The following is a 14,337-nucleotide window of genomic DNA, read 5'->3' as shown; positions in this document are numbered from 1 at the left end:
CGCCAACCGGCACCTCGGCCGTAGCCCGCGATCTCGCCGCTCAGGGCAGCCGAGCGCTGGCCGATCCGGAACAGGCCGGCAGCCCGGGCGGCACCCAAGCACCTAGCCGGTAGCCGGAGGGTGCCGGGGGGAAGAATCAGCGGTTATTCAACATTGACTAGTCAAGGTTGAGTGCTTCAGACTTGGGGGCATGATGATCGAAGCACGCGGGCTTGTCCGCACCTTCAAGACCAAGCGTGGGCCGGTGCAGGCCGTGCAGGGGGTTGACCTGACGGTGGCCGACGGGGAGATCGTCGGCTTTCTCGGTCCGAACGGGGCCGGTAAGACCACGACGATGCGGATGCTGGCGACGTTGATCACGCCTACCAGCGGGACCGCGAGCGTGGCCGGTTGTGACTTGGCGAAGGATCCGGTGGGGGTTCGGCGCGGGATCGGCTACGTGCCGCAGAGTGGGTCGACGCTGCCCGAGGCGGTGGCCGGCGACGAGGTCGTGGATCACGCGCGGTTGTACGGCGTACCGAAGGCCAAGGCGATCGCGGACGGTCAGCGGCTGTTCGAGGAGCTGGATCTGCCGGGTCTGTGGCGGCGGCAGTGCAAGACGTTGTCGGGTGGGCAGCGGCGTCGCCTCGACATCGTGATGGGGTTGATTCACGACCCGAAGCTGATCTTCCTGGACGAGCCGACCACGGGCCTCGACCCGCAGGCGCGGGCGAACCTGTGGGAACACATCCGCGGCCTCCGCGATCGCGGCGCCACGATCTTCCTCACCACGCACTACCTGGACGAGGCGGACGCGCTCTGCGATCGGATCCTGGTCATCGACCACGGCAAGATCGTTGCCTCCGGCACCCCGGAAGCCCTGAAGCAGCAGGTCTCCGGCGACGCGGTCCGGATCAGCCTCGCCGACGCCACTCAAGCTCCCGCGGTGAGCAAGATCGTCCGTGAACTGGAAGGCGCGATCGAGGTCGAGACCGACGGCGACGTGGTCGGCTTCCGCATCCCGCGGGGTGGTTCGATCCTGCCGGGACTGCTCCGCTCGATCGATGCCCAGGGCATCGAGCTGCACGGTGTCGAGGTCCACCGACCGACGCTGGACGACGTGTTCCTGACCATGACCGGGCGGTCCCTGCGCGAAGAGGACGCCGGCGCTGCACCTGAGAACGAAGAGGAGTCCGCGGCATGAAGGTGCTGACAGAGACCTGGATCGTGTTCCACCGCGCGATGCGGCTGTCGCTGCGCAATCCGATGTGGTCGATCCTGATGCTCAGCCAGCCGCTGATGTACCTGTTCCTGTTCGGCCCGCTGCTGAAGCCGATCACCGCACAGATCAGTCAGGGCGCGACCACGAACGCCTACCAGGTGTTCATCCCCGGCCTGATCGTCCAGCTCGGCATGTTCGGCGCGATGTTCGTCGGCTTCGGACTGATCGCCGAGTACCGGGCCGGCGTGATCGAGGCAGACCGAGTCACACCGGCGTCCCGGATCGCCTTGATGGCCGGCCGAGTACTGCGCGACGTCGTCGTGCTCGTGGTCCAGTCGATCCTGCTGCTGGTCGCCGCTCTCCCGCTGGGTCTCAGAGCGCCATGGGCCGGCGTGCTGTTGTCGCTGGTGATCGTCGCCCTCCTTGGCGCCACGTTCGCCTCACTGTCGTACTCGGTCGCACTGATCACCAAGAGCGAGGACGCACTGGCACCACTGCTCAACGGGATCGCGATGCCGCTGCTGCTGTTGTCCGGCATCCTGCTCCCGATGCAGATCGGGCCGACCTGGCTGCAGCGACTGTCCGACATCAGCCCGCTCAAGCACGTCGTCAACGGCGTTCGAGCGCTGTTCCGCGGCGACATCGGCAGCAGTTCGTCGCTGTGGGGGCTCTTCTGGGTGGTCCTGCTGACAGTGATCGGCCTGGCCGTCGGAGCCCGCACCTTCCGTAAGGAAAGTGCCTGAGCCTGTCAGGAAAGGGCCTGACGCTACGCGCTGTTCATTTTGGTGTCGCTCTGACCCGTTACGGTCTGCACATGCGTTCGCCGATGGTCCGTGGGCTGGTCGGCTCCATCGTCGTCGCCCTGGCCAGCCTGGTGACGTCGGTGGTGCCCCAGTCCTCGTGGGTTGCCACCCTGCCGATCACCGGCGATCTTCGTCACACGTTGCTCGGCCGGATGGTCGGACTCTCGTTCATGGTCGCCGGGCTCGGGCTGATGGCCTGGGCCTGGCTGACCGTGGGCCGGCAGGTGATGGTCGGTATCAAGCCGCCGCTGCTGCGGATGGCGGCGTGCTGGAGCGCACCGCTGCTCCTGATCCCGCCGCTGTTCAGCCGCGACGCATGGAGCTACGCGGCGCAGGGCGCACTCGTCGCCAAGGGCTACAACCCGTACGACGTCGGCCCCGGCGTACTGTCCGGCCACATCATCGAAGCGGTCGACCCGATGTGGATGCAGACACCCGCGCCGTACGGTCCACTGCCTCTCGCGTACGGCGGTCTCCTCGCGCACCTGACCATGAACCCGTACCTCCTGATGCTGGCGCACCGCCTGCTCGCCGTGCTGGGGTTCGTGCTGATCGCATGGGCGATCCCGCGGATCGCAACCGCCTGCCGCGTGGACCCGACGTTCGCACTCTGGCTGGTGGTGCTCAACCCGATGCTGATCACGCACGGCATCGGTGCGGCCCACAACGACGTGCTGATGCTCGGTCTGGCCTGCAGCGCGTTCGCCATCGCCCTCACCGGCCACTGGGGTACGGCGGCAGTCGTAGCGGGCGCTGCGGCTGCGGTGAAGCTACCGGGCGGGCTCGTGGTGATCGCCATTGCCGCAGTGATGAGCCCTCTGGCCGGACGGGCGTTGCGGTTCGCCAGTCTGGTCATTGCGGGCGCGGTCTCGGTGCTCACCCTGGTCACAATTGGTGAACTGGCCGGAGTGGGTTCGGGCTGGATGGGTGCGCTCGACGTACCCGGTCTGGTCCGTTCACCCTTCTCGATCGCGAACCTCATCGGTATGGCGGCTTCCGGCGTACTCGAGTGGTTGGGTGACGACTCCGCCGCTCAACAGGCGCTCGCGATCGTCCGTCTCGTTGGAATGCTCGTCGCGCTCACTCTGATCGCCGTACTGAGTCTGCGCTCGTCGATCCACCACGCCGCCCGCGCAGTGGGGATCGCACTGCTCGCAGTGGTCGTGCTGGGTCCGAGCGCGCACGACTGGTACTTCCTGTGGTGCCTGCCGTTCCTCGCGGTCGCCCGGCCCGGACGCCGGCTGATCACGATCATCACCGCGGTCAGTCTGATCTTCACCATCGCTGCGCCACTCAACTCGTCACTGCGCGGCGCGACGATCCCGATCCTGACCACGACCGCGCTGATCATCGCCGCGGTCCTGCCGCTGCTCAACCACCTGCGCACCCTGCAGCCGTTGAAAAAGAAGGCCAAAGAGCCGGTAGCGGCCGCCTAATCCTTCAGGACGGCAACAAGAGCTTCAGACAACGGCCGGTGACCGCTGCGCGGGATCCGCGCCTCCACCACGTCCATCCCGGCGACGGTCGGCGTCAACGCGGCTCTGAGTGCGTCGGCCGTCTCCACCAGCTGGTACGGCGTACTCGTGGCAGCGCAGAGTGCGGCCAGGTCCACATTGTGCGGCGTGCCGAAGACGCGCTCGAAGTGGGTGGCGTGGGTCGGGTCACCCTGCTCGAGAGTGGAGAAGATGCCGCCCCCGTTGTCGTTGACGACCACGATCCGCAAATCCGGCCGGGCCTCGTCCGGGCCGATGATCAGACCGTTGCTGTCGTGCAGGAAGGCCAGGTCACCGATCAGCGCGTACGTCGGACCCGCGTTCGCCAGCGCCGCACCGACCGCGGTCGAGATCGTCCCGTCGATCCCGGCCAGGCCGCGGTTCGCGATGGTCCGGATCGGGACGACCGGTGCAAGGTCGAGGTCGCGGATCGGGTTCGAGGAGGCGACCACCAGCATGCCGTCGGCGCCAACGGCCTCACCCACGATGGCCGCGACCCGGGGGCCGCTGAGGGCGTCCGCGAGTACCTTCTCGATCTCCGGGCGGGCGGACTGATCCGCCTGCTGCCATCTGTCCAACCAGTTGGTTGGATCGGGTCCGGTGACCTCGAGGCCCGTCACCACCGACGCCGCCCGACGCGCCGGGTCTGGCCACAACCCGGTCGGCGCGACCACGATCACCTCGACGTCCGGCCGCGCCAACAGCTTCGAGATCGGCCGGGACAGCGTCGGGTGACCGAACACGAGCACCCGCTCGATCTCCCCGGCCATAGCGTTTGCCTGCAGCAACAATCGGTACGCCGAGATCACCGACGGGCCGATCCGGGCCCTACTCGACGGCTCCGCGAACAGCGGCCAGTGGCCCGCCTCGGCCGCCAACCGCGCTGCCTGCGAGGCGCCATCTCCTGCGACCACAACAGTCTTAGGACCTGGTGACACAGCGGACGGCTGCCCAGCCGCGGCGTGGATAGCGGTCCAGGGCCCAGTGCTGCGCCCGTCCAACCGCTCCGGCCACTCCGGACCGTCCGTAGGTACAAGCGGCTCCGACAACGGGCAGTTGAGCTGCACCGGCCCCGGATCCGCAGACCGTGCACCCACCGCGTTGGCCACGGCCCGCGCGACCTGTGAGCGCCAGTACGCGACCTGGCCGACCTCCCGGACCGGCGTACCCAGCTCGTGGAACAGCCGGACCGCAGAGCCGAAGACCTTCAGCTGATCGGTCGCCTGGTTCGCACCGACCCCCCGCAACGCCGGCGGCCGATCCGCACTCAACACGATCAGCGGCAACCCACTGTGCGACGCCTCCAAGACAGCCGGGTGCAGGTTGGCCACCGCCGTACCCGACGTGGTCACCACCGGCACGGGCAGACCAGTCCCCCGGATCAACCCGATCGCCAGGAACCCCGCCGTACGCTCATCAATCCGCACGTGCAGCCGCAGCCGCCCCTCGCGATCGGCGGCAGCTAAAGCCAGGGCCAACGGGGCACTCCGGGACCCCGGCGCCACCACAGCCTCTCGAACCCCGTTCCGGATCAGCTCATCGACCACCACAGTGGCAAACGCCGTGGACGGGTTCATTCGGCACTCCTCATTCGTACTCGGGTCATGCGCTCTTCCCACACGGCAGTCCTGGTCGCATCGGCACGTGCCGCGGCCAGCAGCACAGGGTCCGGCTGGAGGCGTTTGACCGGCAGGAAGCCGTCGACCGGCAGCAGGGGGTCGGTGACTACTTCCTGGGTGAACATCGAGACGGTAGCCAGGCCGCAGGCGTATGGCAGCTCCGGGAGCGCGCCGGCGAGGGCGAGGCCGGCCGCGATGCCGATCGAGGTCTCCAGGGCAGAGGAGACGACCACTGGGAGACTGATCTGTTCCGCGATGTCGAGACAGGCCCGGACTCCACCGATGGGTTGAACCTTGAGTACGGCGATGTCGGCGGCCTCGAGCTTCTTGACCAGCAAGGGGTCTTCGGCGCGGCGGATCGACTCGTCGGCGGCGACAGGAACGCTAGTGCGTCGGCGTACGGCGGCCAAGTCCTCCACGGCGGCGCACGGTTGCTCGACGTACTCGAGGGTGAAGCGGTCGAGTTCGCGCAGTGCTTGGACGGCTTCGTCGACCGTCCAGTTGCCGTTGGCATCGATTCGGACCTGACCGGTGCCGATCGCGTCACGGACGGCCTCTACTCGTTCGAGATCGTCGGCCAGCGTTTGGCCCGGCTCAGCCACCTTCACCTTCGCTGTGCGGCAGCCTGACGCCTTGACGATCTCTGCTGCCTTCAGCGGGCTGACCGCGGGCACAGTGCAGTTCACCGGTACGACGTCTCGCACCGGCGCCGGCCATCCGTCGACGGCCGCCTCGCGCGCCGCCCGCAGCCAGGACACACAGGTCGCGTCGTCGTAGTCCAGGAACGGACTCCACTCGGCCCAACCGGCCGGCCCCTCGAACAGCATGCCCTCGCGCACGGTGATGCCACGGAACTTGTTCTTCAGCCCGATCGCGTACGTGATCACCGCACGCCGTCCCGCAGCGCCTGGCGATCGACCTTGCCCGAGGCAAGCATCGGCAACGCGTCCAGCCCGATCACCTCGCGAGGAGCCCACGTCCGCGGCAACGTCTCCGCCACGAAGTCACGCAACTCGCGCTTGCCCGGTTCACCGACCACGAACGCGACGACGCGCGTCCCCCACTCCGCATCGGGCACACCCAGTACGACGGCGTCCTTCACCCGCGGGTGCTCGAGCAAACGAGCCTGGACGGTCGTCAGCGTGACATTGACGCCACCGGAGATCACCACATCGTCGACGCGGCCGATCACCCGCAGCCGCCCGGCCACGATCTCGCCGCGATCCTGGGTCCGGAACCACCCGTCCCGCATCACCTCAGCAGTCAGCTCAGGCCGCAGCCGGTATCCGGAGAACAGCGTGCTGCCCTTGATCAGGATCCGTCCCTCATCCAGCCCGATCGACGTACCACTGAGCGACACACCCGCATACACACAGCCACTGCCCGTCTCGGTCATCCCGTACGACGGAATCGCCGTGACGCCGGCCTCCGCCGCCCGTGCCTTCAAGGCCTTCGGCGTCGCCGCACCACCGATCACAATCGCGTCGAAGGACCGCAATGCGTCCAGATCCGTCTCCAGATAGCGCGCCAGCTGCGTCGGGACCATCGCCGTGTACCGGCGTACTCCCGTCATCGACGCGGCCGCCGCGGTGAGGCTGTCTTTGAGCATTACAGGCGTCTGTCCGGCCAAAACCGAGCGAGTGAGGATTTGTAGGCCACCAACGAAGTACGGCTTCATCGGGAGCAACCACTGGCCCGGTCCGCCTAGTCGGTCGTGCGTGGCGACTGCAGAGGCGACCAACGCCGCACGCGACAGCAACACACCTTTGGGCTCACCAGACGACCCGGAGGTGGTCAGTACCACCGCACAGTCGTCCTCCAACGGCTCATCCGGTGCGGCAGCCTGCCGGAAGCGAGCCGCCTCCGCAGGCTCGGACGGCATCGGCGCGAACGGCGTACCGCTGCCATCCAGTACGCCGGTAAGCGCTGACAGCACGGCATCCGGCGTACCGGGGACCAGTCGCAGAGTAGACATGTCAGTCCGAGCGTACGGCCCTCCCTGCGGACGTCCGCGGAGTGGCTGACAGAATCGCCGTTCATGGCCTCCCTTGCCCAGTGGATCGAAGGCGCCCGCCCGCGCACGCTCCCCGCAGCGATCTCCCCAGTCCTCGTCGGAACGGGTGCCGCTGCGTACCTGGACGGTTTCGTCTGGTGGAAGGCGCTGCTGGCTCTTGGCGTCGCGCTTGCCCTGCAGATCGGGGTCAACTACGCCAACGACTACAGCGACGGCATCCGCGGGACGGACGAGAACCGTGTCGGCCCACTGCGGCTGGTCGGCTCCAAGGTCGCCACTCCGGGACAGGTGAAGACCGCAGCGTTCACCTGCTTCGGGGTTGGCGCCGTACTGGGCATTGTGCTCTGTGCGACGTCCAACTGGTGGCTCTTGATCGCAGGAGCGGCCTCACTGGTCGGAGCGTGGTTCTACACCGGCGGGAAGAAGCCTTACGGCTATCGGGCCCTTGGTGAGGTCAGTGTGTTCCTCTTCTTCGGACTGGTCGCCGTACTAGGCACGACGTACGTCCAGGCCGAGAAGCTGAGCTGGTCGGCCGTAGCCGGCGCCGTGTCGGTCGGTTCGATCGCATGCGCGCTCCTGGTCGCCAACAACCTCCGCGACATCCCCACCGACACCGTCACCGGCAAACGCACCCTGGCCGTCGTACTGGGCGCTCCCCGCTCCCGCCAGCTGTACGCCGCTCTCGTAGCGCTGGCCTTCGTCCTAGCGGCTGTGTCGGTCCTGGCGACTCCGTGGACCCTGCTGGCCTTCATCGCCCTCCCCCTCGCGATCAAGGCAATCCGGATAGTCACCAGCGACGCCGTAGGCCCAGCCCTCATCCCCGTCCTCAAGGCCACCGGCCAAACCGAACTCCTCTACGCCATCGGCCTAGCCGCCGGCCTCGCACTCGGAGCCTGATACCCCGCCAACACCAGAGTGCCGGGCGAAGCTACTCGCCGGGTTCGGACCAGCGGCCGGTGGTGGCGAAGGTTTCCAGGGTGGTCAGGTACGGGGTGATGTCGATGCCGCTCGTGCGGAGCCAGGCGTCGTCGTAGTAGGTGTTGCCGTAGCGTTCGCCGCTGTCGCACAGCAGTGTGACGATCGATCCGCGGGAGCCGGTACGACGCATCTCCGCGGCCAACCGCAGCGAGCCCCAGAGGTTGGTGCCCGTCGACCCACCGACCAGCCGGCCAGTGACGCGGGAGCAGAAGCGCATCGCGGCGATCGAGGCGGCGTCGGGGATCGAGATCATCCGGTCGACCACGCCGAGGACGAACGACGGCTCCACCCGCGGCCGGCCGATGCCCTCGATCCGGGACGGGCGGCCGGTGGAGAAGTCGTCGTCGCCGGCCTCGAACGCGGGGAAGAACGCCGAGTTCTCCGGGTCGACGACGGCGACGGACGTGTCGTGACGCTGGTAACGGACAAAACGGCCGATGGTTGCCGACGTACCTCCGGTCCCGGCGCCGACGACGATCCAGGTCGGTACCGGGTGATCCTCGAGCCGGAGCTGCTCGAAGATCGACTCGGCGATGTTGTTGTTCCCGCGCCAGTCGGTCGCCCGCTCGGCGTAGGTGAACTGGTCCATGTAGTGGCCGCCGGTCTCCTCGGCCATCCGCTTCGCCTCGCCGTAGATCTGGCCGGACCGCTCGACGAAGTGGCAGCGGCCGCCGTAGAACTCGATCAGCTCGACCTTCTCGGGGCTGGTCGAGCGCGGCATCACCGCGACGAACGGGAGCCCGAGCAGCCGGGCGAAGTACGCCTCGCTGACCGCCGTCGACCCGCTGGACGCCTCGATCACCGTGGTGCCTTCGGTGATCCAGCCGTTGCACAGCGCATAGAGGAACAGCGACCGGGCCAGCCGGTGCTTGAGCGAGCCGGTCGGGTGCACGGACTCGTCCTTCAGATACAGGTCTACCCCGGTGCCTTCCGGCATCGGGAACACATGCAGGTGAGTGTCCGCGCTCCGGTTCGCGTCGGCGTCGACGATCCGGATCGCCTCCGACACCCAGGCGCGCGACTTCTCGTCGCGCCGGTCCACCTCACGACATACCCCGTCAACCTCACTCATGCGGGTCAGGCTAGTGCACCGCGTCGGAAGTTCCGTTAGCGATAGCGGTGTTCAGGTGCGTGCATCGCGGTGGCGGAGGAGCGGCCTCGATGCTCTTCCATCGTGGCTGTTCCTCCGCTGCCGCGAGGTGCGTGCCTGGGCGCCGGTAGCGCAAGGGAACTTCCGACGCGGTGCACTAGGGCATGCAGCCGTGTCCCGCACTTGCGGATGAACTGGTCCGTACCGGTGGGCGCGACCCCGGAGACGAGCTAGGTTGGGGGGACCAATCGACTGGGCAGGGGGAGCGGATGAGCGAGAACGACGACCGGCCGACGCGGCAGCGGGCGACGCTGACCGACATCAGTTCGCGGGCGTGGGAGCACCCGGCGGACCGTGGTGCACTGGTGGCGCTGCGGCAGCTGAAGGGATTCGACTTCGTCCTGCGCAAGCTGTCCGGGCTGATCAACGAGCGAGCCTTCCGGCTGCAGTTCCTCGGGTCGGCGATCCGCGTCGACGAGCGGCAGTTCCCGAACGTTCACCGCCTCTATACCGAGGCCGGTACGACGCTCGACGTTCGCAAACTCCCCGAGTTGTTCGTGACCAACAGCCCGGTCTGGAACGCGGTCACCATCGGCATGGACCAGCCGTTCATCGTGGTGAACAGCGCGCTGCTGCAGGGCATGGACGAGGAGGAGATCCGGTTCGTCCTCGGTCACGAGCTCGGTCACGCGCAGAGTGGCCACGCGCTCTACCAGTCACTGTTGTTCTGGCTGATGCGGCTGACCGGTGCGTTCCAGTGGATGCCGATCGGCGCGCTGGGGATCCGGGCGATTGTCGCCGCCCTGCACGAGTGGTCCCGCAAGGCCGAGCTGTCCGGCGACCGCGCCGGTCTGCTCGCCGTCCAGGACCCGGCGGTCGCGCTGCGCGTGCAGATGAAGCTGGCCAGCGGCGGTCAACTGCACGAGCTCGACACCACGGCTTTCCTTGCACAGGGCACCGAGTACGAGAGCGCCGGCGACCTGCGCGACAGCGTCCTGAAGCTCCTGCTGCTCGAGGCGCAGTCGCACCCGCTTGCCGTCATCCGCGCGCACGAGCTGCGCCGCTGGGTCGACGAGGGCGAGTACACGACGATCGTGTCCGGCGACTACCCGAAGCGTCAGGACGACGACGGCGCCTCGATCTCGCAGGAAGCCAAGAACGCGGCCAAGTCGTACTCCGACGCCTTCGCCCGCTCCCAGGACCCGCTGGCCAAACTGCTCCGCGACCTCGGCGACGGCCTCGGCGGCGTCCGCGACTGGGTCTCCTCGAAGTTCCCGCCGCGGTGACCTCCGGCGGGGTGATGAAGACCTCCCGCCTGGAAGCATTCAGCGACGGGGTCTTCGCGATCGCCATCACCCTGCTGGTCATCGAGATCAAGGTCCCGGAGGACACGCATCACCTGCTGACCCAGCTGCGTGAGCTGTGGCCGTCGTACCTGGGGTACGTGATCAGCTTCCTGGTGATCGGTTTGATCTGGGCCAACCACCACGCGATGTTCGACCACATCGTCACCGCGGACCGGATGCTGCTGCTCCTCAACACCCTGTTGTTGCTGCTGGTCGTGCTGATCCCGTTCACCGCCGGGGTCTTCGCGTCCGCGTTGCGCAACGGGGAGTCCGAGCGAACGGCGATCGTCCTGTACGGCGTGGTCCTGGTCGCGGGCGGTCTCCCGTTCAACGCGATCTGGGAGTACGCCCGCCGGGGTCACCGCCTGCTCGGTCCGGAGATCACGCCCGCCGAGGCCCGCGCGATGAGCCGCCGCTTCCGGTTCGGCCCGATCCTCTACGCGCTCGGCACGATCCTCGGCGCGATCCTGCCGGTCCTCGGCATCGTCGCGTTCGCCCTCCTGATCCCGTTCTACTGGCTTCCCCCGCTGCGCGCCCGCCGGGAGAAAGTCGCCTGACAGTAGGCCGGACGCGGGAGATGCTGTCGGCATGATCGAACTACACGAGGTCGGGCCGGACGACTGGCGGCTCTGGCGCGAGCTGCGGTTGGCGGCGCTCGAGGAGGCGCCGTACGCCTTCGGGTCGCAGCTGGCCGACTGGATCGACGCGCCCGAGGAGCGGTGGCGGCAACGGCTGAGCGTGCCCGGGGCGCGTCAGCTGATCGCGAGCCTAGACGGTACGCCGGTCGGCATGGCCGGCGGATTCACCGACGACGAGACGGCGACGGCCGAGCTGGTGTCGATGTGGATCGCTCCGGCCGGACGCGGCAAAGGGATCGGCAACACGTTGATGGCAGCCATCGAGTCGTGGGCCCACAGCACCGGCGCAACCGTGCTCAAGCTATCCGTTGCGGATGGCAACGATTCGGCGTACAAACTCTATCTCCGGAACGGATTCCGCGACACCGACGAGCTGGGTGACCTGATGCCGGACGGCGTACGCCGGGAGCTCGTCATGAGCAAGCGGATCTGACCGGAACGAACGAAGGGCCCGCTTCCCCCCTCCCGGGAAGCGGGCCCTTCGAGTCTTCGGAGCGTCAGCCGATGTGGACGGGTCCACTCTGGCTGTCGGAGCCCAGATCCTTGGCCTTGACCGACAGGCCGATCAGCGTGACGATCGCCGCGCCCAGGGCCAGGAACGTCGACCACAGGAACGCGCGGGTGAATCCGTGCGTGGTGGCGACCGCGGTGAACTGGCCCTGCAGCTGCTTGATCTGCTCCGGCGACTGCCCGGACTGTGCCGCCTGCTGCAGGCCTGGGGCCAGCTCGGCGAACTTGTCCTTGATCGCGCTGGTGGAGATCGTGCCCAGCAACGCCAGGCCGACCGCACCACCGATCTGCTGGACCGTGTTCAGTACGGCGGAACCGACGCCGGAGTCCTCGTTCGCGACGCCACTGACCGCGGTCAGCGTGAGCGGCACGAAGATCAGACCCATACCGAACGAGAGCAGCAGGATGAACGGCAGCAGGTGGGTCAGGTACGTCGAGTCCACCTCGAGCCGGCTGAATCCGAACATGCCGGCCGCGACGAACACTCCACCGGCACCGGCGAGCCAGCGCGGATCGATCCTGGCGATCAGGGTCGAGGCAACCTGCGCCGCGATCACGATGCCGAGGCTGAACGGCAGGAACGCGAAGCCGGTCTTGATTGCGCTGTAGCCCATGATGTTCTGCACGAAGATGCCCAGGAAGTAGAACATCGAGAACATCGCCGCACCGACGACCAGCATCACGAAGAAGCTGACCCCACGGGTCCGGTTCGCAAGGATCCGGAACGGCATCAGGGCGTGCTTGGAGCGGGACTCGATCGCGAGGAAGATCCCCAGCAGGGCCAGACCGCCGATGATGAACAGCAGCGTCAGGCCGTTGGTCCAACCGTCCGTGGAGGCGTGGGTCAGACCGTAGACCAGCGAGGTGAGACCGAGCGTGCCGGTGATCGCACCAGGCAGGTCGAACTTGCCGGTCTGGCGGGCCGACTCGCCCAGGTACCGGATCGCCAGCACGGCCACGATCAGGCCGATCGGCGTGTTGATGAAGAAGGTCCAGCGCCAGGACGCCTCGGTGAGAACGCCACCCAGGATCAGACCGACGGCCGCACCGGCCCCGGACATCGCGGCGTACACGCCCATGGCCCGGTTGCGCTCCTTGCCGGCCGGGAACGTGGTGGTGATCAGCGCGAGCGCGTTCGGCGAGGCCGCCGCGGCCGCGAGGCCCTGCAGGATCCGGCTGGCGAGCAGCACGCCCTCGTTCTGGGCGATACCACCGACGAACGACGCGAGCCCGAAGAGCACGACGCCGAAGATGAACACCTTGCGGCGGCCGAGGATGTCCCCGATCCGGCCGCCGAGCAGCAGCAGACCACCGAACGCGAGCGCGTAGGCGTTGACCACCCACGGCAGCGTGGCGTTGCTGAAACCCAGATCGGTCTGGATGTGCGGCAGGGCGATGTTGACGATGGTGCCGTCCAGCACCACCATCAGCTGCGCCATGCAGATCAGCGCGAGCGCGATGCCGAGGTTGCGGTGGCCGTGACCGGCGCTGGAACCCGTAGCGGCCGGACCCGACACCGTGTCGGCCGGCCGGCCTTCCGGCGGATCGGCCTTGACGACGTCTTCGGACATAAGAATATTTCCCCTCTTGCGTGTAACTGGCTGGATCGCGGACCGGCCCCTCACCGGTCAGCTCGCCTGCGACCCCCGCGCCGCAGGCAGAATCACGTGGTCGATCACTCGGAGGACCAATTCGTCGTTCGGCTCGAGACCGAGGACGTAAGCGTGGTGAACGATGATCGCGGGCAGCGTCATCGAGAGCAGTTCGACATCGGCGTCCGGCCCGATCTCGCCGCGTTCGACGGCGCGGGCGTAGACGTTTGCGACGAGTTCCTGCCGAGGTGCCAGGAACCGCTCCCGGAACGCCGTCTGCAGGTCGTTGTCGCGGTGCAGGGCGGTGATGAGGCCGGCGATCACCGACATCGGCAGCTCCTCGGTGAAACCACCGTCACCACACGCCATCGAGACCAGGTCGCCGCGCAGGCTGCCGGTGTCGACATCCTCTGGCATCGGGCAGCCCTTCGCCCGGCTGATCGCGTCGACGACCAACTCGGCCTTGGTGGTCCAGCGCCGGTACAGCGTCGCCTTGCTGGCCTTCGCCGCCGCCGCGACGGCATCCATGGTCAACCGGTCGTAGCCGAGCTCGGCCACCAACGCGACGGTCGCATCGAGGATCTCCTCCTCGCGGCCACCCTCGACCCGCGGCCGCTGCCGCACCCCGGCTGTCTCCACCATGATCACCCTGTGTCATCGAACGATTGCTGATAGAACGAAACGGTTTCGTTTCATCAATCACAGTACGACTCATGTGAAGGAATGCACAAACGATTTTCGAAGAAATCCCCGAGTGGCCTAGGTCACTCTCCGTACCAGTCGTCCCGGTGGTACGCACCCCTCAGGCGTAAAACACGATCCTTGCGACGCGTGAGTATTGATCGGACACCGCTCCGCGGCGGCTGTCTTGTTGCCGCCTTCGGCGGGGGCGCGAAGTGCTGATACGCCGCTGATCTGGTTTGCGCGGAGCGGGATGTGGTGGCGCGGTCTCCGGGCCGCGTGATCGTGCCAGTCGCGGCGGCGTGCCTCAAGGGCGCCTTCGGCGTCGCTGCGCGATCTTCGACCCTTGACCCACACCACCGCGACCAGGGA

The 14,337-nt window shown here is 67.6% G+C and carries 13 protein-coding genes; 7 read left to right on the top strand and 6 right to left on the bottom strand.

All coding sequences use genetic code 11. The features are described 5' to 3' along the window. The first annotated feature begins 190 nt into the window (after positions 1-190). The 3 genes from ACWF4Z_RS28280 to mptB all read left to right on the top strand — a co-directional run bounded on the left by ACWF4Z_RS28280 (position 191) and on the right by mptB (position 3,440). Entirely contained in the window at positions 191-1,183 is a 993-nt protein-coding gene (locus ACWF4Z_RS28280) for an ABC transporter ATP-binding protein (protein WP_452246186.1), read from the top strand. Then, positions 1,180-1,944 (top strand): ABC transporter permease, encoded by a 765-nt coding sequence (locus ACWF4Z_RS28275; RefSeq protein ID WP_452246185.1) that lies wholly within the window; start codon positions 1,180-1,182, stop codon positions 1,942-1,944. The genes ACWF4Z_RS28280 and ACWF4Z_RS28275 overlap by 4 nt, the downstream gene beginning before the upstream one ends. Positions 1,945-2,015: 71 nt before the next feature. Beyond that, a complete protein-coding gene (gene mptB / locus ACWF4Z_RS28270) occupies positions 2,016-3,440 on the top strand; it encodes a polyprenol phosphomannose-dependent alpha 1,6 mannosyltransferase MptB (RefSeq protein ID WP_452246184.1) in 1,425 nt (474 codons plus the stop codon). On the opposite strand, the gene menD is transcribed toward mptB, so the two are convergent. Genes menD through menE form a run of 3 tightly spaced genes read right to left on the bottom strand, consistent with a single transcriptional unit; the run spans position 3,437 to position 7,091 of the window. Next, entirely contained in the window at positions 3,437-5,074 is a 1,638-nt protein-coding gene (gene menD / locus ACWF4Z_RS28265; RefSeq protein WP_452246183.1) for a 2-succinyl-5-enolpyruvyl-6-hydroxy-3-cyclohexene-1-carboxylic-acid synthase, read from the bottom strand. The genes mptB and menD overlap by 4 nt on opposite strands. Then, positions 5,071-6,003, bottom strand: coding sequence for an o-succinylbenzoate synthase (locus tag ACWF4Z_RS28260; protein ID WP_452246182.1), 933 nt, complete (start codon positions 6,001-6,003; stop codon positions 5,071-5,073). The genes menD and ACWF4Z_RS28260 overlap by 4 nt, the downstream gene beginning before the upstream one ends. Beyond that, complete coding sequence (gene menE, locus ACWF4Z_RS28255; RefSeq protein ID WP_452246181.1) at positions 6,000-7,091, bottom strand: o-succinylbenzoate--CoA ligase; 1,092 nt, start codon at positions 7,089-7,091, stop codon at positions 6,000-6,002. Before menE ends, ACWF4Z_RS28260 begins: the two co-directional genes overlap by 4 nt. A 63-nt stretch (positions 7,092-7,154) precedes the next feature. Between menE and ACWF4Z_RS28250 the strand changes: the two genes are divergently transcribed. Continuing rightward, on the top strand, positions 7,155-8,027 hold the full coding sequence (locus ACWF4Z_RS28250; RefSeq protein ID WP_452246180.1) for a 1,4-dihydroxy-2-naphthoate polyprenyltransferase: 873 nt from the start codon (positions 7,155-7,157) through the stop codon (positions 8,025-8,027). 31 nt (positions 8,028-8,058) lie between these two features. On the opposite strand, the gene ACWF4Z_RS28245 is transcribed toward ACWF4Z_RS28250, so the two are convergent. Then, positions 8,059-9,180: a PLP-dependent cysteine synthase family protein gene (locus tag ACWF4Z_RS28245; RefSeq protein ID WP_452246179.1), complete on the bottom strand. Its 1,122-nt coding sequence runs from the start codon at positions 9,178-9,180 to the stop codon at positions 8,059-8,061. Positions 9,181-9,467: 287 nt separating this feature from the next. On the opposite strand from ACWF4Z_RS28245, the gene ACWF4Z_RS28240 reads away from it, so the two are divergent. The 3 genes from ACWF4Z_RS28240 to ACWF4Z_RS28230 are packed head-to-tail and all read left to right on the top strand — an operon-like array spanning position 9,468 to position 11,615. After that, a complete protein-coding gene (locus ACWF4Z_RS28240) occupies positions 9,468-10,484 on the top strand; it encodes a M48 family metallopeptidase (protein WP_452246178.1) in 1,017 nt (338 codons plus the stop codon). Positions 10,485-10,498: 14 nt separating this feature from the next. Further along, entirely contained in the window at positions 10,499-11,101 is a 603-nt protein-coding gene (locus tag ACWF4Z_RS28235) for a TMEM175 family protein (protein WP_452246177.1), read from the top strand. Between the two features lie 31 nt (positions 11,102-11,132). Continuing rightward, the gene (locus ACWF4Z_RS28230; protein ID WP_452246176.1) at positions 11,133-11,615 is read left to right on the top strand and encodes a GNAT family N-acetyltransferase; all 483 of its coding nucleotides are present in this window, start codon (positions 11,133-11,135) and stop codon (positions 11,613-11,615) included. A 64-nt stretch (positions 11,616-11,679) separates the two neighbouring features. Here the strand turns inward: ACWF4Z_RS28230 and ACWF4Z_RS28225 are convergent, their stop codons facing one another. Together ACWF4Z_RS28225 and ACWF4Z_RS28220 are read right to left on the bottom strand one after the other, a co-directional pair. Then, positions 11,680-13,263, bottom strand: coding sequence for an MFS transporter (locus ACWF4Z_RS28225; RefSeq protein ID WP_452246175.1), 1,584 nt, complete (start codon positions 13,261-13,263; stop codon positions 11,680-11,682). A gap of 57 nt (positions 13,264-13,320) precedes the next feature. Beyond that, entirely contained in the window at positions 13,321-13,926 is a 606-nt protein-coding gene (locus ACWF4Z_RS28220; protein ID WP_452246174.1) for a TetR/AcrR family transcriptional regulator C-terminal ligand-binding domain-containing protein, read from the bottom strand. Positions 13,927-14,337 lie beyond the last annotated feature (411 nt).

This window comes from Kribbella sp. NPDC055071, from assembly GCF_053608045.1.
This window is presented reverse-complemented; position numbering and strand designations above follow the sequence as displayed.